Annotated in this window: 17 protein-coding genes; 12 read left to right on the top strand and 5 right to left on the bottom strand. The window is 66.0% G+C overall.

The window, feature by feature from the left end; all coding sequences use genetic code 11:
- The first annotated feature begins 455 nt into the window (after nt 1–455).
- Entirely contained in the window at nt 456–2,729 is a 2,274-nt protein-coding gene (locus ACFE65_RS08065; RefSeq protein ID WP_375381842.1) for a CocE/NonD family hydrolase, read from the top strand.
- Nucleotides 2,730–2,742: 13 nt separating this feature from the next.
- Entirely contained in the window at nt 2,743–3,543 is an 801-nt protein-coding gene (locus tag ACFE65_RS08060; protein ID WP_375381841.1) for an enoyl-CoA hydratase/isomerase family protein, read from the top strand.
- Nucleotides 3,544–3,558: 15 nt separating this feature from the next.
- Here ACFE65_RS08060 and ACFE65_RS08055 read toward each other — a convergent pair whose 3' ends face one another.
- Nucleotides 3,559–4,188 (bottom strand): TetR/AcrR family transcriptional regulator, encoded by a 630-nt coding sequence (locus ACFE65_RS08055; RefSeq protein ID WP_375381840.1) that lies wholly within the window; start codon nt 4,186–4,188, stop codon nt 3,559–3,561.
- A gap of 111 nt (nt 4,189–4,299) precedes the next feature.
- Here ACFE65_RS08055 and ACFE65_RS08050 point away from each other — a divergent pair, with 111 nt between their 5' ends.
- The 7 genes from ACFE65_RS08050 to ACFE65_RS08020 all read left to right on the top strand — a co-directional run bounded on the left by ACFE65_RS08050 (nt 4,300) and on the right by ACFE65_RS08020 (nt 9,295).
- Nucleotides 4,300–4,587 carry a Dabb family protein gene (locus tag ACFE65_RS08050; RefSeq protein WP_375381839.1) on the top strand — a complete coding sequence of 96 codons (288 nt, stop codon included), beginning with the start codon at nt 4,300–4,302 and terminating at the stop codon, nt 4,585–4,587.
- Between the two features lie 15 nt (nt 4,588–4,602).
- Complete coding sequence (locus tag ACFE65_RS08045) at nt 4,603–4,833, top strand: hypothetical protein (RefSeq protein ID WP_375381838.1); 231 nt, start codon at nt 4,603–4,605, stop codon at nt 4,831–4,833.
- A complete protein-coding gene (locus ACFE65_RS08040; RefSeq protein ID WP_375381837.1) occupies nt 4,830–6,068 on the top strand; it encodes a CaiB/BaiF CoA transferase family protein in 1,239 nt (412 codons plus the stop codon). Before ACFE65_RS08045 ends, ACFE65_RS08040 begins: the two co-directional genes overlap by 4 nt.
- Before the next feature lie 100 nt (nt 6,069–6,168).
- The gene (locus ACFE65_RS08035) at nt 6,169–7,119 is read left to right on the top strand and encodes a VOC family protein (protein ID WP_375381836.1); all 951 of its coding nucleotides are present in this window, start codon (nt 6,169–6,171) and stop codon (nt 7,117–7,119) included.
- Between the two features lie 15 nt (nt 7,120–7,134).
- Nucleotides 7,135–7,947: a fumarylacetoacetate hydrolase family protein gene (locus tag ACFE65_RS08030; protein ID WP_375381835.1), complete on the top strand. Its 813-nt coding sequence runs from the start codon at nt 7,135–7,137 to the stop codon at nt 7,945–7,947.
- 161 nt (nt 7,948–8,108) lie between these two features.
- Entirely contained in the window at nt 8,109–8,927 is an 819-nt protein-coding gene (locus ACFE65_RS08025; RefSeq protein ID WP_375381834.1) for a FadR/GntR family transcriptional regulator, read from the top strand.
- A gap of 77 nt (nt 8,928–9,004) precedes the next feature.
- The gene (locus tag ACFE65_RS08020; protein ID WP_375381833.1) at nt 9,005–9,295 is read left to right on the top strand and encodes a hypothetical protein; all 291 of its coding nucleotides are present in this window, start codon (nt 9,005–9,007) and stop codon (nt 9,293–9,295) included.
- A 230-nt stretch (nt 9,296–9,525) separates the two neighbouring features.
- Here ACFE65_RS08020 and ACFE65_RS08015 read toward each other — a convergent pair whose 3' ends face one another.
- Complete coding sequence (locus ACFE65_RS08015) at nt 9,526–9,960, bottom strand: cupin domain-containing protein (RefSeq protein WP_375381832.1); 435 nt, start codon at nt 9,958–9,960, stop codon at nt 9,526–9,528.
- 176 nt (nt 9,961–10,136) lie between these two features.
- Here ACFE65_RS08015 and ACFE65_RS08010 point away from each other — a divergent pair, with 176 nt between their 5' ends.
- Nucleotides 10,137–10,646 carry a flavin reductase family protein gene (locus ACFE65_RS08010; protein ID WP_375381831.1) on the top strand — a complete coding sequence of 170 codons (510 nt, stop codon included), beginning with the start codon at nt 10,137–10,139 and terminating at the stop codon, nt 10,644–10,646.
- An 89-nt stretch (nt 10,647–10,735) separates the two neighbouring features.
- Nucleotides 10,736–11,623 carry an SDR family oxidoreductase gene (locus ACFE65_RS08005; protein WP_375381830.1) on the top strand — a complete coding sequence of 296 codons (888 nt, stop codon included), beginning with the start codon at nt 10,736–10,738 and terminating at the stop codon, nt 11,621–11,623.
- A 94-nt stretch (nt 11,624–11,717) separates the two neighbouring features.
- Here the strand turns inward: ACFE65_RS08005 and ACFE65_RS08000 are convergent, their stop codons facing one another.
- The 3 genes from ACFE65_RS08000 to ACFE65_RS07990 all read right to left on the bottom strand — a co-directional run bounded on the left by ACFE65_RS08000 (nt 11,718) and on the right by ACFE65_RS07990 (nt 15,328).
- Nucleotides 11,718–14,228: a TonB-dependent receptor gene (locus ACFE65_RS08000; RefSeq protein ID WP_375381829.1), complete on the bottom strand. Its 2,511-nt coding sequence runs from the start codon at nt 14,226–14,228 to the stop codon at nt 11,718–11,720.
- Nucleotides 14,229–14,418: 190 nt separating this feature from the next.
- The gene (locus tag ACFE65_RS07995; protein WP_375381828.1) at nt 14,419–14,955 is read right to left on the bottom strand and encodes a nuclear transport factor 2 family protein; all 537 of its coding nucleotides are present in this window, start codon (nt 14,953–14,955) and stop codon (nt 14,419–14,421) included.
- Between the two features lie 199 nt (nt 14,956–15,154).
- The gene (locus ACFE65_RS07990) at nt 15,155–15,328 is read right to left on the bottom strand and encodes a hypothetical protein (RefSeq protein WP_375381827.1); all 174 of its coding nucleotides are present in this window, start codon (nt 15,326–15,328) and stop codon (nt 15,155–15,157) included.
- A gap of 286 nt (nt 15,329–15,614) precedes the next feature.
- On the opposite strand from ACFE65_RS07990, the gene ACFE65_RS07985 reads away from it, so the two are divergent.
- Nucleotides 15,615–16,838 (top strand): MFS transporter, encoded by a 1,224-nt coding sequence (locus tag ACFE65_RS07985; RefSeq protein ID WP_375381826.1) that lies wholly within the window; start codon nt 15,615–15,617, stop codon nt 16,836–16,838.
- Nucleotides 16,839–16,866: the final 28 nt, after the last annotated feature.

The raw sequence follows: 16,866 nt of genomic DNA, 5'->3' as shown, positions 1-16,866 counted from the left end.
TGCGGTCCACGGCCACCTCTCGCTTTTCTTGAACCCGATGTTCGCGAAAGACACCTGGTCTCTTAATGAGCGCGTATCACCGGCGTTGTGCCCGCGCAAGTCAGCTGTCGCGGCGGTTGAAGGTCAGGCTGTGGGACGACCGTTTTTCTTGTCTGGCCTCAGCCGCCATGACCCAAGCCTTGACGGCAGTCACCTGGTCACCTAGCCGGTCGTGGCCGCGTACGACGCACCTAGAAGGTCGTGGCCGCGCACGACGGTGGGGAGAGTGGATGCGAGAGCGATCGAGCGATCCGAAGCCGGCCTCGGCCGCGCTCCATTACCGCGGCCTGTGCGACTGGCGGACGGCGTATCGGCCGCGAGAGGCTCCGCCGCCACCGCCCAGCGCTTTCGCCGCAGCGGCGCCTGGTGCGCCCCCGTCGCGGCGTCGCTGACAACCGGATCACAAGGAAGAACCCATGCTCCTCAAAGGTGTATTCGCAGGACCCGTCGTCGGCCTCAGATATCAGACGCCAAGCTGTTCCGGCGTCACCGATGACAAAGGACAGTTCAGCTACAGGGCAGGGGAGAGGATCGCCTTTCTCGTCGGTGACGTGCCGGTCGGCCACACGATGGGCGCGGAGCGGGTCAACATGGCCCAGCTCGTCAGCCGCGTGGACGGCAACATCCAGAAGCTGCTCGATCCTGGTCTGACCAACGTCGCCCGCTTCCTGTGCAGCCTGGATCGCGACGGTGATCTGGACGGCGGCATCGAGATCGCGCCCGAGGTCCACGCCATCGTCGGCTCGCGGCCGATCAACTTCCGGAGGGACGTCTCGTTCGCCGGTGTCTACGCGGATCACGTCGGGGATTTCGAGCGGGATCCGCTCATCCTGAAGGTCCTGGCGGATCTCGACCAGGACGGAGCGTTCACGGGCAATAAGCCGCGGCGGCTGTGCTCCGCCGCGACGGCCCGCAACGAAGTCCGCCGCAACATCCTGGGCATCCGCCGTTTCCGGGACGTCAAGGTCCCGCTGCAGAACGGCTCCTACGTCTATGCGGACGTGTTCCGGCCCGACCGAAACGGCCAGTTCCCCGTGGTCATGAGCTGCGGCGTCTACGGCCGGGCGTTCCACCACCATACCGTCTGCAACGATGCCGATTTCGAACGGCATGAGGAGGAAGAGGAACGCTATTTCCAGGGCAATCCCGAAGGCTTGATCTTCGAGAATCACGAAAGCGTCAACACGGCGGACTGGGTGCCCCACGACTATGTGGTCGTCCGCGTCGACGGGCCGGGAACGGGCAAGAACCCGGGCAAGCTCGCGGTCTGGGGCCATTCGACCGCCGAGGCGTATCGCGACGCTATCGACTGGGCCGGCGTGCAGTCCTGGTGCAACGGCAACGTCGGCCTCTGGGGCCTGTCCTATCTGGCGATGACCCAGCATCAGGCCGCCAGCCTGAAGCCCGCGCATCTCAAGGCGCTGATCGCGATCGGCACCGACGTCGATATGTACGAGGAGGTCGTCTACACGGGCGGCATCCTCAACGAGGAGTTCTTTCCCTTCTGGTTCAAGGCGGGCGCGGCACGGGCGGTGTGCGGGGAACCCGACGCGGTGGACTTCATGTCGATCGTGCGGAACGCGCCGTTCAAGGACTCCAATCCCGCCGCGGTCTTCGGCCCGACATCGGAGGTCTTCATGAGCCCTGACATGAGCGGCGTCGACCTGCCGCTGTGGACCGTCGCGGTGACGGCCCATCCGTCGCATCTCCACCAGCTCGGCAGCAGCGAAGCCTATCTGACGACCAATACCACGAACAAGAAGATCGACTTCTGGGAAGATTGGTTCACCAAATCCTATTCGGCCCAATCGGTTGCGGAGCATCGCGCCTTCTTCGATCATTGGCTCAAGGGCATCGACAACGGAATCATGAGCAGTCCGCCGGTGCGGCTCGAGATCCGTGCGGGCAATGGGTCATATTACCTCCAGGAGGAGAACGAATGGCCCGTCGCGCGGACGCGCTACACCAGATGGTACCTCGATGCGTCGCCCTCCGACTGGAGCGGTGACCCATGGCGTGACGACTTCTACCGGCTATCGCCGGACGAACCCGGCGCGGCGCGACAGGTCGACTATCCCGCCGAAGTCGCGGCGGAGATCCGCACCGGTCCTCCGGCGGCGCTGCTCCCCGTCGAAGCGGGAGCGACCGCGCTCCACTGGCGGACCGGCATCTCGTTCATCAGCGATCCGATGCCGCAAGACATGGTGCTTGCCGGGTACAGCAAAGCCCGACTATGGGTGTCATCGACCAGCCGCGACATGGACCTGTTCCTGTCGCTGCGCATCCTGGACGAGCATGATCGCGAGGTCGATTACGTCGGCCCGGCCACGTTGGGATTTCCCACCAGACAATATCCGTTGGCGAAGGGTTGGCTCAAGGTGTCGCACCGCAAGATCGACCCCGTCCGCTCGACCGACTACACCGTCAAGCACACGCATCTGCAGGCCGACTATGCGCCGCTTGCGGCGGACGAGGTCGTGCCGGTCGAGGTGGAGATCATCCCGACCGCGGCGATGATCCGGAAGGGGCATCGCATCCGCCTCGATGTGCAGCCGTTCGACGGCTACGCGCATGGCGCGCGTCACCAGTGCGACCCGAGCTATCACGACGGCGCGCGCAACACGATCTATACGGGCCCGGACCGCTTGAGCTGGGTGCAGTTGCCGATCGTGCCGGCACGATCGGTGTGAGGCGTCGCTGCGCATGACGACGGGGACCGACCTTCCAGACGTCGTCTGCGGCGAAGCCGACGGCGTCGCCACAATCGTTATCGATCGTCCAAGCCGTCGCAACGCGTTGGCGATCGCGACCTGGCATGCCCTCCGCGCCGCCGTCGTCGCCGCGGACGCCGATCCGCGGACACGCGTCATCCTGGTGCGGGGAGCGGCCGGGACGTTCGGGGCAGGAAACGATCTCGACGAGTTCGCCGGCTTGTGCGGCGATCCCGAAGGTGCGTTGGCGTTCGGCTTTGCCATGGCGACGGCGATGCAGGCGATCGAGACCGCGTCGAAGCCCGTCATCATGGCCATCCAGGGCTCCTGCTACGGCGCCTCGGTCGCGTTGGCGCTGGCGGGTGACCTCCGGTTCGCGGCCGACGATGCGAGCTTCGCCATCACACCCGCCAAGCTCGGCGCGCTCTATCTGCGCAGCGACCTGCATCGCCTGGTCGCGGCCGTCGGCGCGGGGCATGCGAAGCGCCTGATCTACTCGGCGCAGGCGATCGATGCCGCCCGGGCGGAGCGGATCGGCCTGATCGACGAGGTGTTGGCTGCCGACCGCTTCGAGGAGGAACTAGGCGTGTTCCTGCAGCACGTGCTGCGCGGGTCGACGTACACCGTGCGGCGGAGCAAGGAGATGCTGTCGACGGTCGGCGCCGGTCTGGCTCCCCCCGAAGACGAGGAAAGCCTCGCCAGCTTCGTCGCGGCCACGCAAGGCGAGGACTTCCGCGAGGGCGTGGACGCGTTCCTGGGCAAGCGGGCACCCCGGTTCGCGCGCGCCGGATGATCGGTCCGGTGTCCGTCAGGCCGCGTCGGCCTCCGGTTCGGTCGCGATCCGCAGCGTCCGGCTGTCCGCCGCGCTCATGCCCAGGATGCGAAGCTGATATTCGGCGGCGCGGGCGGAGACGTCTGGTCCGCCGCCGGCCAGCCGCGCGCTGACACCGGCGCGCAGGATCGCGAGGTGCGCATCGATGACGAACTCGTCGAACGGCTCGTCGAATCGTCCCTGCTCTATGCCGAGCGCGACATCGAGGCGCATGTAGCGCGCGATCTCCTCCTTGATCGCTTCGAACTCGGTGAAGGCAGCCACCAGCAGCCGGCCCCAGATCGGCTCTGCGGCGGCGATCTCGATGAACTGCTGGGTCCCGAAGGCCACGCGCGCGGCCCCGTCCTGCAGCGACAGCCGCGCGCTGCTCATCTCGTCGTTCATGGCGAGCGTGACCGCGCGGCAGACCGCCGCGACGATCTCCGCCTTGTCGCGGAAGTAGAGATAAAAGGTCCCGTTCGCGAGTTCCGCCGTTGCCGCGATCTCGCTGACCGACGTCGCGTTGATGCCGCGCTCGGACATGAGCTTCAGCGCCGCCGCCGTCAGCCGCGCCCGCGTCCGCGCCCGCTTTCCGTCAGCCTTCGGGGCGGTCGTTCTTCTCGCCATCGCCGCCGATTAGCCAAGCGGTCGCGCGGCGGCAATTGTTGACCCATCTGTGATGGTGAGATACCTCTCAGTTTGAATAACGCTCTGGCCGAGGCGAGGGGAGGGGACGCAATGGTAACGCACGTCGTGATCTTCTCCTGGCGCGAGGGTGCCGCGCCTGAGGACGTCGCGCGGTTGCGGGATGGGCTCGACCGGCTGGCATCCGACCTGACCGATCTCGGCACGATCCGGCATGGCGCCGACCTGCGTTTTCGCCACGGCAATGGCGACTACGCGCTGGTGGCGACCTTTGCGGATCGCGCCGGATGGGACGCCTACCAGGCGGACCCGCGGCACAAGGCGCTCGTGCGCGATCTCGTGGCGCCGATCCAGGCGAGCCGCCTGACGATCCAGTTCTGACCGGAGCCGCCCAGCATGAGCCAGTCCACCCAGCCGGCCAATGGCAACGTCTTCGCGCTGTTCGAGGCGGCCGCCTCGGCGCGCGCGGTCGTCTGGCTTCAGCGGACCGGAGTAGAGCGCGGGGAGCGAGCGCTGGTGCAGGTCCACAAGTCGCCCGCCGCCGTGATCCAAGACCTGCCGTCGGCGAGCGTGTTCATGGGGACCCCCACCTTCTGCACCTGCCTGCTGGCCGAGGAGATTTCATGATCGACCGCTTGCCTCTGTCTGGAATGCGCGTGCTCGATCTCAGCCGCGCGCTTTCGGGTCCGTTCTGCTCGATGATCCTCGGCGACCTGGGCGCCGATGTCATCAAGGTCGAGGCGCTTCCCGGGGGTGACATGATCCGGACCTGGGGACCGTTCCAGGAAGATGAAAGTGCCTATTATTTGTCCGCCAATCGCAACAAGCGTGGCATGGCGCTCGATTTCAGATCGCCCGAAGGGCGTGATCTGCTCAGCAAGATGGCCTCGCAATCGGACGTGCTGGTCGAGAATTTCAAGCCCGGTACCATGGCCGCGATGGGATTGGATCCCGATGCCCTGCGCGCCGCCAACCCCGCCCTCATCGTCGCCAGCATCAGCGGCTTCGGAAGCGGCGGCCCCTTGGGCGATCAGCCTGGCTTCGACCAGATCGCGCAAGGCTATTCGGGGTTCATGAGCTTTACCGGGACGCCGGAGACGGGGCCGACCCGCGTCGGCGTCGCCATTGGCGACATGACGTCGGGCATGTGGCTGGCGATCGGCATCCTCGGCGCCTGGATCGAGCGGCAGGCGTCCGGCCGTGGCCAAGTGGTCGAGACGTCGTTGCTGGCCAGCTTGGTCGGCCTGCTCAGCGTCCAGGGACAGCGCTACCTCAGCCTGGGCCAGGTCGCCGAGCCCACCGGCAACGTGCATCCGGTGATCGCGCCCTATGGTGCTTTTCGAGCGCAGGACGGCGACCTCAATATCGGCGCCGCAACGCAGGACATGTGGCTTCGGCTATGCGACGTGATCGGGCAGCCCGAGCTGCGTACCGACGACCGGTTTCTGAACAACGCCCTGCGCATGAAAAATCGTGACGTCCTGCGCGATCTCATCGACGGCGCGCTGGCAACCAACACAAAGTCGTACTGGTCCGAGCAGCTGGTCGCCGTCGGCATACCGGCAGGCCCGATCAACTCGGTTGCGGAGGCGCTCGACAATGATCAGGTGCGGCATCTCGGCCTGGTGGAAACCGTTGACCACCCGACCTTGGGGAAACTCCGCCAAGTCGCCATCCCGCTGGCAAAGCCGCACTCGACGAATGCATGGGTCCGGCGCGCGCCGCCGGTATTGGGCCAGCATACCCACGAGATCCTGCGCGAGTTGAACATCGCGGAAGCCGACATCGACCAATTGATGGCGGCCAAGGTCACCTTCCAGGCACCCGATCCAGTCGGCTGTTTGCCAGAGGCGGCTACGTAGAGATGGATGGCTAAGGCGCAGAAGACCGATTTGCGTAATCAGCATGAGGACAATTTCGCCGCCGATCCCCAGTGACGGCCGCGGCAACCGGAGATCGACGATGCAGTTGCCGACACCCGTCTACAAGCCGGCGTTCAACGTCACCCGCGCCAGTCACGTGGTGTCCCGGGTCAGCGACCTGGAGGCGAGCCGCGCCTTCTATTGCGACACGTTGGGCCTGGTCGTGAGCGACGAAGATTCGCAAACGCTCTGGCTGCGCGGCCTGGAGGAGGCGTGTCACCACAGCGTCGTCCTCAAGAAGGGCGAGCCGGCGGCGGAGCGGGTCGGCATGCGGGTGCTCACGGAAGAGGATCTGGACCTGCTCCAGGCGCATTTCGCGGCCGCTGGGTTCCCGACCGAGTGGGTGGAGGTCCCCCATCAGGGCCGCACGCTGCAGACGACCGATCCGGCGGGAACGCCGCTGGAGTTCTGTGCGACCATGGAGACGCGGCCCCGCCTTTTCTCCGACGTGGCGCGCTACCGCGGCGCCTGCGCGATGCGCCTCGACCATTTCCAGATCGTCACGCGCAAAGTCCGCGAGAGCCTGGATTTCTACAACGCGATCGGCTTCCGCCTGTCCGAATATGTCGTCGCCGGCGACAATCTCGAGATGATCTTCCTGCAGCGCAAGGGCAACCCGCACGACATCGTGTTCGCGAACAGCGAGGGGCCGAGGCTCCATCATTTCGCGCTCCAGGTGCCGGAGTCGCACTATCTGATGCACGTGTGCGACCTGCTCGTCGGGCAGGATCGCGAGGGCCAGATCGAGTTCGGTCCCGCGCGCCACTTCAGCCCGGGCCTCGCCCGCTTCCTCTACCTGCGCGATCCCGATGGCCATCGCGTCGAGCTGTTCCCGAGCCACTACCATACCGTCGACATCGAGGACGAGCCGCTGAAATGGGAGGTCCCCGCCTTCAAGATCGGCGGCTGGATCGCGCCGCCCGAGCGCTGGTGGAACGACACCACCGCGTTCGCCGACACCGCGACCGCGTTCGCCGACGCTGCAATCTGACCGCCAGGAACCACCATGCGAATCATCACCTTCTCGACAGACCATGGCATCCAGCATGGCGTTCGCGCCGGCGACCATATCCAGGTCTATCCGACCGCCACCTCCGCCGTCGATCTCGCGATGAACCCCCGCGCCCATGCGGCCGGCGACGAGATCGCGGTCGCCGACGTCACGTTGCTCGCGCCCGTGCCGCGGCCCGGAAAGGTGATCTGCATCGGGCTCAATTACCGCGCGCATGCCGAGGAGGGTGGCAATGCGATCCCCGACTATCCGTCGGTGTTCCTGCGCGGGCCGACGTCGCTGGTGGGGCCGGGCGGTGCGATCATCCTGCCGGCGTGTTCGGACAAGCTCGACTATGAGGCCGAACTTGGCGTCGTGATCGGCAGGACGGCGACCAACGTCCGCGCCGACCCGCTCGACTATGTCGCCGGCTATTGCTGCTTCAACGACGGGACGCTGCGGGACTACCAACGCAAGACGTCGCAATGGACGGCCGGCAAGAACTTCGACGGTACCGGCGCATTCAGCGCGGAGCTCGTCACGCCCGACGAGCTTCCGGCCGGCGCATCCGGGCTGCGCATCCAGGCGCGGCTCAATGGCGAGGTCATGCAGGACAGCGACACCGCCGACATGATCTTCGACGTCGCCACGCTGATCACCCTGATGTCCGAGGTCATGACGCTCGAGCCCGGCGACGTCATCGCGACGGGCACGCCTTCCGGGGTCGGCTATGCGCGCAAGCCGCCGGTGTTCATGCGCGACGGCGACCGCATCGAGATCGAGATCGACCGGATCGGCACGGCCTCGAACCCGATCGCTCGCCGGTAATTGACCATGTGACGATGTAGGCAGTCTGCGAACGACGACCGCAGCGCCGGTCGCGGAATAGCCGCACAGGGCGGGCTCAGGCCCAGACCCTTGCGCCCATCTGCTAATCGGGCCAACGTGATCGACGGAGTTGTCGACCTCGTGACATAAGGACTTGAGCTTTGCAGAGCCCGTCGGCCGGTCCCGAGCCGGAGAGGTCGCGCCGCCGCCGGGTCAAGGTCGTCGACGAGATCATCGAGACGCTGCGCCAGGAGATCGTCACCCGCCGGCTCCCGCACGGCGGGCGCCTTCCGAGCGAGAAGGAGCTGTCCGACCGGTTTCAGGTGAGCCAGCCGACCGTGCGCGAGGCGATCCGCGCGCTCGAGACGCTGGGCCTGGTGGAGGTGTTCCACGGCAACGGAACCTTCGTCCGGAGCCAGGGCGATTACGCTCTCGCGTCCGCGCTCCAGACGTTGCTGCAGCTACAGCGTGTCGGGATCATGGAGGTCCTCGACGTGCGGCAGGTCCTGGGCCGGCACTCCATCGAGGTGGCCGCGGTGAACGCGACCGCCGAGGACATCGCCGCGATAGAGGCGGCTAGCGCGCGGTTCTACAATCCGGGCGACCTCAAGGATGTCGACGAGGTGATCAGGTGCGTCATCGAGTTCCAGCGGGTGGTGTCGGCCGCCTCCCGCCGCCCGATCCTGCAATCGCTCGAGGCCTTTCTCCTGGCGCTGCTCAATGAAGTGCAGGTGACGTCGCTGACCGGGCGCGGCATCCGGTTCTGGCGGGCAAGGGCGATGGAGTTCCAGCCGCACCGCATCGCCATCCTCGAAGGACTGCGGGCGAGCGACCCCGTCGCCGCGCGGTGGGCGATTGACCGGTATTTCGAAGCGCAGCGCGCGCGATTCGACCAGGACGAAGCGCTCCGGTCGATCGACCTGGCAAGCCCGAAGCTCGTCACGATCGTTGCCGACATGGTCCGTCTGTCGCGGGACTGATCGCCGCACGATCAGCGCCCCCCGCTCAGCGCCCCCCGCTCAGCGCCCCCCGCTCAGCGCCCCCATGATCAGGCCGGATGATCCGCGAGCAGCCAGGCTTGCGCCTCGGCCTCATCGAAGAAGATCGCTCGGTCGGCGGTGCGATTGACGCGGTCGGCCTGCAGCTTGCGGAGCATCGTGGCGACGACGACCGCCACTCGGACGCTTCCTGCCCCCCGGCGGTGCGCGCGGCGCTGGAGCGCGTCCATCACTTCACGGGGCTGGATCTCCTGTTGGCGGCCATCCACGAGGAGCTTCAGCGGTCCACCGTCATGTCCACCGTCATGTCCACCGTCATTTCGGGCCCCAGTGTGGTGCGCGACGAGTAGGTCCATCTCGTCGTTGAACCGGTCGAGAAGCTCAAGCGACCAGTAACCGCGAAGGACCACCCGAACGAAGCCACGCGGATCATGGCTGATCTCGTAGGGTTTCATGAAAGTCCTCTCCGCGCCCGTCCTGTCGCCGGACCATTGTTATCCCAGCGGCCAACAATGCGCAGACCGCGCGATCCGGACCGCCTCGGCCCCTACTCACTGTCACTTCTTCGTTCCATGGGGGATCATGGCGGGCACGCTTGCGGGGGCGGGCGGGTGGCTGTGTCGTATTCAAGCAGCGTGACCAACCCAACGTCACGATCCCGTCGTTCAAGCCGTCGGCGGGGAGTGACAACCACGATCGCGGCGGGTGCGCCACTGTCGTTCACCACCGCCCGCGCCTCACCCGCAGGCACGAAAATGCTGTCCATCCGCGAGAGCGTGTGGCGGACCCCGTCCGCCTGCTCGACCGAAAGGCTGCCCTCGACCACGACGTAGATCTTGCCCGTGGGGCCTGCCTCCATCGGGATGACGGCGCCTGCCGGAAAGATCGTATGCCCCACGAGAACGAAGGCGGCGCTGCTTGCCTCCCCGCCTTGCAGACGTCTGACGCTCACCTCGTCATGGTTGGCGACCGTATACCCTGGCGCGTCGGCGAACCGTACCACTTCCATCTGCATCACTCCTGTTGGTGGCGAAATATGCTTGCCTGCGGCACCAGCCGGCGTCACAACAGGTCACTAGATGAGAGCCTAATGGATCGGCGGGCCTCGTCAACGAGGATCGGGCGGAGCCGAGAGTCGGACGGCATCGGCTTGATGGTCCGGTCCGGGATCGTGCCAACGGAGCGGCAACAATGAGTGCGACGCTGGACGGCCAGACCTTTCGCCGGATCCTCGGCCATTATCCGACGGGCGTCTGCGCCGTCACCTCGGTGGGCGACGCGGGACCGATCGGCATGATCGTCGGATCGTTCACGTCAGTGTCGCTCGATCCGCCGCTCGTCGCTTTCCTGCCGGATCGTAAGTCGACCACCTGGCCCAAGGTCGAGGCGACGGGTCGTTTTTGCGTGAACGTGCTGTCCGAGCGTCTGCGACACGTGTGCAGCAGCCTGTCGTCCAAGGCCGACAACAAGTTCGAGGCCGTAGCTCATCGCCCGTCCCCGGCGGGGCTGCCGATCATCGAAGGGGCGGTGGCCTGGGTGGAGTGCAGCATCTACGCCGTCCACGAGGCCGGAGACCATTTCATCGCGATCGGACAGGTCGAGGCGCTCGACGTCGAGCATGCCGACCAACCGCTCCTGTTCTTCAAGGGCGGCTATGGAAGTTTCCTCGCGGCGGCACTGGAGACGGGTGTTCCCGTCTGATGACGCGGGCCGGAGGCGCGTTTGCGTCGCGACGGGTCTGACATGATGGGCTTCGCGAACCGCGCCATAGCAGTGGGAAACGTGACTCGATGATCCTCGTGACCGCGGCGAACGGCAACCAGGGCAAATTGCTCGTTCCCAGACTGCTGGCGGCGGGCCACACGATACGGGCCTGCGTGCAGAGCGAGGCGTCCGCGCGCCATCTGGCGGCGCTCGGCGTCACGGACGTGATGACGGGCGACATGGCGGACCCGGGCTTCATCGCCCGCGCCGTAAGCGGCGTCCGGCTGGTGTATCATATCGGCCCGACGCTCCATCCTGCCGAGCGGTCGATGGGTTTTGCCATGATCGATGCTGCCCGAGCGGCGGGCGTCGGGCAGTTCGTCTTCAGCTCGGTCCTCCACGCCATCACCACCGATCTGATCCAGCATGAGATCAAGCGCGATCTGGAAGAGCATCTGTTGTCCTCCGGGCTGGAGTTCACGATCCTCCAGCCGACGAACTACATGCTGCCGTTCCGGATGAAGTCCGTCTTCGAGGAAGGCGTGTTCCGCCTGACCTGGTCGCTCGATCGCTATCAGTCGATGATCGCGGTCGAGGACATCGCCGACGTCGCCGCGCTCGTGCTGAACGATCCCGAGCGTCATGCGGCGGCGACATATGAGCTCGCCGGTCCCGGCCGCTTCACCGGCCATGACATCGGACGGACATTGTCCAAGGTGATGGGACGCGAGATCGGGGTCGAGCGGATCGAGCCCGGCACGTTCGCGCGCGCGATGTTCGGCGAGCAGGACTCCGAAACGGCGGAACATAAGGGGCGGGCGGCACGCGCGATCGCGGCGCGCTACAGCAGCCATGATTTCGTGGGCAATCCCAACGTCCTCACATGGCTCCTTGGCCGCGCGCCGACGACGTTGGAAGACTTCGCGCGGCGGCAATATGCCGCCTTCCAGGCTCGGGTCGGAAGCCGCGCTTGACTAGCGGCGGTGCTCGGCGACGGACAAACGACACGCGATCGTCCGGGCACGCAGCCGGGACCCTCCGCCCCCGCCGCGTACCCGGAGCTGGTCGTCAGAAGCTCCGCTTCACCGAGAACTCGAACGTCCGAGGCTCGCCGGGTGCCTCGGTCGGGAAGGAGAGCGGATCGGTGCCGGACGCGAGCACGATATACTGATGGTTGAACAGATTGCGCACATAGGCGCTGAGCTCCCATTTGCCCTCTGAGATGCTCGCGTTCAGATTGGTGATCGCGAAACCGGGAGTCCGGAACAGCGCGAGGACCTGCGTGGTCGTGACGCCGGGCGCGCCACCGGCCGGGCCACCATAACGCGTGCCCGCCGGAACTCCGGTGTAATCGTTGACGTAGCTCGACGTGTAGCTCTCTTCGGCCGTCAACTGGAAGCGGCGCCCGTCGAAGTCATGGTTGTAGGTGACGTACCCGTTGACCGACTCCCTCGGCGAGCGGACCAGCGGAACGCCGACGAAGGTGACCTGTGGCGCCGGCGCCGCCGGGATGTTGTACGCGGTGATCTTCGAGCCCTGATACGTGTATTGCACGCCCAGCCGGAAGTCGCTGGTCAGTACCGCCGACGTGTCGAGGTCGATGCCGCGACCGCGCGCCTTGGCGGCATTCAACGTCACCTGCGTGTTGACGTTGTTGATCGACACGGCCTGGAAGAACTGCAGGTTGCTGTACTCGTTGTCGAACAACGCCAGGTTCAGCCGGATGCGCTTGTCGAGCAGTTCGGATTTCAGGCCCACCTCATACGCGTTGACGTTCTGCGGCACATATTGGATCGTCGCCGCGCCGCCGCTGTTGAACCCGCCCGGCGAGTTTCCGCGCGAGTAGCTGGCGTAGACCAGCGCATCGGGCGCCAGTTTGTAACTGAGGTTCGCGGTGCCGGTCGTGGCGTTGAAATTGTGCTTCAGGTCCGTTCGCGGGACGGTAACGATCACGGGTCCGGAGATGAGCTGCGCGGCACCCAGCGTGTATCCGCTGAGCTCGTCGCGCGACTGGCGCAGGCCGCCGGTCAGGTTCAATCGATCGGTGATGTCGTAGCCGACCTGAGCGAACGCCGCATAGGCGGTCGTCTTGGTGTCGAACGGCGTGTAGATCGCCTGGATCCCGGCGAGGTTGTAGAGGGTCGAACCCGGATAGACGCGAATGAATGGCGCGTTCGTGTCGATCGTCGCGCCCGGATCACCGAACTTGAAGTCAGTATGAAGGAAGTACAATCCGCCGATATAGCTGAACCCGTTGGACTTTCCGGACAGCCGGACTTCCTGCGAGAACCGCTGTTCGTCGGTGATCGTGAAGATGTCCGCGACGTTGCGGATCGACGCGTCGGCGGTCGACAGGATGTTGGTGTCCGAGTGCGTATAGTCGGTCAGGAATGCGAGCTCGCCGATGCCCGTCTCGTAGCGGATGTCCATCGTGCCCTGCTGGCCGTTGACCTTGCCGATTTGCGGGCGGGTCAAGGTGGTGCGCCAGATGTCGGGCCCGCGCAGATACGTCGCGACGTTGCCCGGCACGGGATAAGGGATGCCCGACAGCGCCTGCTGGCCCAGCGGCGGGATCAACGTTCCCGAGGAGACGTCGCCGCGCGGGGCGTTGTCGTGCATCAGCGAGCCGGCAAGAGTGACCTTCAGCTTGTCGGTGGGCTTCCAGACGATCTTGATCCGGCCGAGCGTGCGATCATAGCCGTAGCCGCGGTTGCCCGATACCGGATCATAGGTGAATCCGTCGCGTTGCTCGTGATCGACGAAGATGCGGGCCGACAGCGTGTCCGTCAACGGACCCGAGAGCACGCCGCGGGTGTGCCAGAGCAACTCGCCGTGCGACGAGCTGCCGCCGACGCCGCCGTCGAGGTAGCCGGAGAAGGTGTTCGTCGGATCGTTGGTGACGATGTTGATCGCGCCGGCATAGGTCGAGCGACCGTAGAGGGTGCTCTGCGGACCTTTGGCGACCTCGACCCGCTCGACGTCGTCGCGCGACGTGAGCGCGCTCAGGAACGGGGCGATGAAGACGCCGTCCTGGAAGATGCCGATGGTGTTGTTGGGTCCTTGCGTGTTCGCACGGTTGCCGAAGCCACGGATGCCCACCGCCGGGATCGGGCCGAAGCTCTTGAAGGTGAGGCCCGAGACAGCGGACGAAAGATCGTCGAGCGAGCTGGAGCGCGCGATCTGCGCGTCGCCGATCGAGGCAACGCTGCCCGGAATGTCCTGCAGACGCTCGGACACGCGCCGCGCCGTCACGACCACGTCGCCGAGCTGGTTGGCGCGGCTCGCGCTGTCGTCACCGTTGGCGGGCACGCCGGCGGCGCCCGATGTCGTCTGTGCCGGCGCCGTCGCCTTGGGGCCGACGCCGACGGCGGTCGCCGCCGACGCGGCGCCGGTGTCGCTGGACGAGGGCGGGGTGGTCTGTGCGGTGCCTGAAGCGGGTGCGGCTGCCTGCGCGTGGGCGATCGATGGCGCCAGTGCGACCGCAAGCGACAGGAGCGATGCGCGGCCAAGGCGCGAGGCCCGGCGACGTGCGATGCTCAGCGGCGCTTGCGTCGGCTGTCTGGTTTTGTCCAAGTACATGAATACCTCCCCTTTATTTTTGTGTTTTATGTGTCGGGATCAAATAGCCGAAGTCGCGGCCTCCCGAGAAAGCGATGCTTGAAAGTACTTACTCACGAACCGGACAAGCCAATTAACACTGCGCGAGCGGTGCCGCCGAGTTCATCCGTAAGCCCACGGTCTTTATGCTGTGCTGGCCCGGCCGAACATTTCACTGGGCCGCCGCCGTACCAGTGAAACCGGCGCGGGGCTTGATGAACGGGTCGGTTCCGTTGCGTCGCGTGTCCGAGGCGTCGGGATGATCGTCGAACCAGCCCTCGGCCGGGTATTTGTACATCCAGTCGATGACCAGTTCACGCCGCGCGATCTTCCACACGCCGTCGCGCTCCTCGAATCGGTCGAGATACCGGCCCCACAGCTCGATGACCCGCGTCTTCCAGTGATGCTCCGGCGTCCCCTGATGGTCGGCGTGCAGGTAGGTATCGACATAGGCGGTCTTCGGCCCGTCGAAGTCGATCACGATGTTCGTGATCGAGTGCCTGGTGCGCTGGAAACGAGGGAACTCGTTCGTCGCGAAGTTGATGAAGCCGTCGAGCGAGCCTTGGTGCAGGCTCTCGGGGAATTGGACGAACGCGTCCTCGTGGAAGGTGCTGCGCACGAGGACGAGGTCGTTGCGGTCGACCCCGCGCGTGTAACGCACCAGCGCCTCGCGGATTTCCTCGCGTGCGATCAGTTCCTCGAGTGTCATTATAGCCCTCTCCCGCGCATTAGCGCTTTGCGAGCGGGACTAGGTCACCAAGTCTCTTTCGTCAACACGTTCCGAACGGTGTCAAATTGAGGCGCCACCTGATCGGCTTGGGCTAAACGATGCCGGCGCGCGGGGGACCTGGCGCCGGCACGCGGTCGATCTGCGGTGGGCGACGCAGATCCCCGTCAGCCAGCCGTGCTCAGTTGCCCGTCGTAACGGCATCCCCCAGGAGGACATGGACCGCGCCCGACAGCTTGCGCAGATCGTCATGTCCGAACGTGATGCCGCGGATGTGCGTGCCGACGATGTCGTCCGCCCTCGTCGCGAGCTCACGCAGGAACGTTTCGGCTTCCGGCCGGCTCATCTCAGACATCGCGATCCTCCTTAATAGACTTGTTCACCAGGGATCGGATCGGCGCTGGGTTATTGCGAGTCAAGGGGAACCGGCGAACCGGCCGTCGTCGCGCGACCGAGCGTGGATGATCGCTCCCCTCGCGAACCGGCCGCTTCATCCAAACACCAGGTCTCTTGAACAGATCGGGCATTGCCCTTAGCGATCGTCGCCGATCCGCCGCGGCGGTAACGAGAGCCGATCTCGACAGGATGATGCCGCCAGTATGCGGTGCGAGCAGTCGGCCAGCGATATAAGGGAGCAGGATATGCGACGTTGGCTGGTGCTCCTGGGCTGTTTCATCGGCATGGGCGTCTCGATCTCCGCGACGCTCGCCTTTCCGTTCGGCCTGTATCTCGAAGCCATGACGCGCGAGTTCGGCTGGTCCAGGACCCAGTTCGCGGCCACCTTGTCGTTCGTCTCGCTCGGCAACATCGCGATGCTTCCGGTGGCCGGCTATGCGGTCGACCGGATCGGCCCGACACGCAGCATCCTGATCGGGTTGCTCGCGGGATGCCTCTCGTGCGCGGCCATTGCCCTCGTCCGGTCGTACCCGGCCTTCATCGTCGTCAGCTGCGTTGCGAGCATGTCGGGCTCGCTAGCGCTCTACCCCGCCTATTTCGCCATCGTGCGCGGCTGGTTCGACCGCAACCTGGGCCTTGCGCTCGCGGTCGCGTCGGCGGGCGTCGCCGTCGGTGTGGCGGGGTTCGCGCGGTTGATCACCGTGATGATCGATGCGCACGGCTGGCGCAGCGCGTTCGTCGCCTCGGCGCTGGTCGCGCTGGTGCTGGGCCTGCTCGGCTTGTGGCTGCTCATCCGGGAGAACCGGGGGGCGCTGCCCGACGCGGAGCGGCTCCGGAACCAGGAGGAGGGGCCGCTGGCGGGATCGTCGCTGGGCGAGGCCCTGCGCACGGGCGACTTCTGGCTGTTCTCGATCGCGTTCCTGCTGGTCGTGTTCGCCGGGTCCGGTCCGCAGGTGCATCTGCCCGCGCTGCTGTCGGACAAGGGCGTGTCCTCCGGCACGATCGCATCCGTCATCGCCGCGCTGTCGGTCGGCTCGATCGCGGGGCGGATCGCGACCGGCGCGCTGCTGGACCGCGTCTCGTTCCGCGTGGTCGCGACCATCTTCTTCCTGGGGCAGGCGCTCGGCATCGTCATCCTGGCGCGCGATCCGTCGCTTGCGATCCTCGCCGCCGTTCTCATGGGCGGCGCCTTGGGTTCCGAGATCGACATCATGGGCTTCGTCATGGCCCGGCGGTTCGGCCGGGTCGCCTATGCGAAGATCCTCGGCGTGGCGCTCGCGGTCGCACAGAGCGCGTTGCTGGTCAGCCCGGTCGGTACCGGCATCATCTACGACCACTACCATTCCTACGACCTTGTCCTGTGGACATATCCCGTCCTCCCGGTCGTCGCCGTGATCCTGATCCTGTTCGCGCGGACGTCGCGGCCGGTGCCGGCGCCGGCAGATGCCGCCCGCAGACCGCAACCTTGACGACAGAGACCAGGTGACCTAGTCGGGC

It is taken from the genome of uncultured Sphingomonas sp. (genome assembly GCF_964237335.1).
Taxonomy (GTDB): domain Bacteria; phylum Pseudomonadota; class Alphaproteobacteria; order Sphingomonadales; family Sphingomonadaceae; genus Sphingomonas.
Note: the sequence above shows the minus strand (reverse complement) of the source record. Positions and strands in the feature narration are given on the sequence as shown.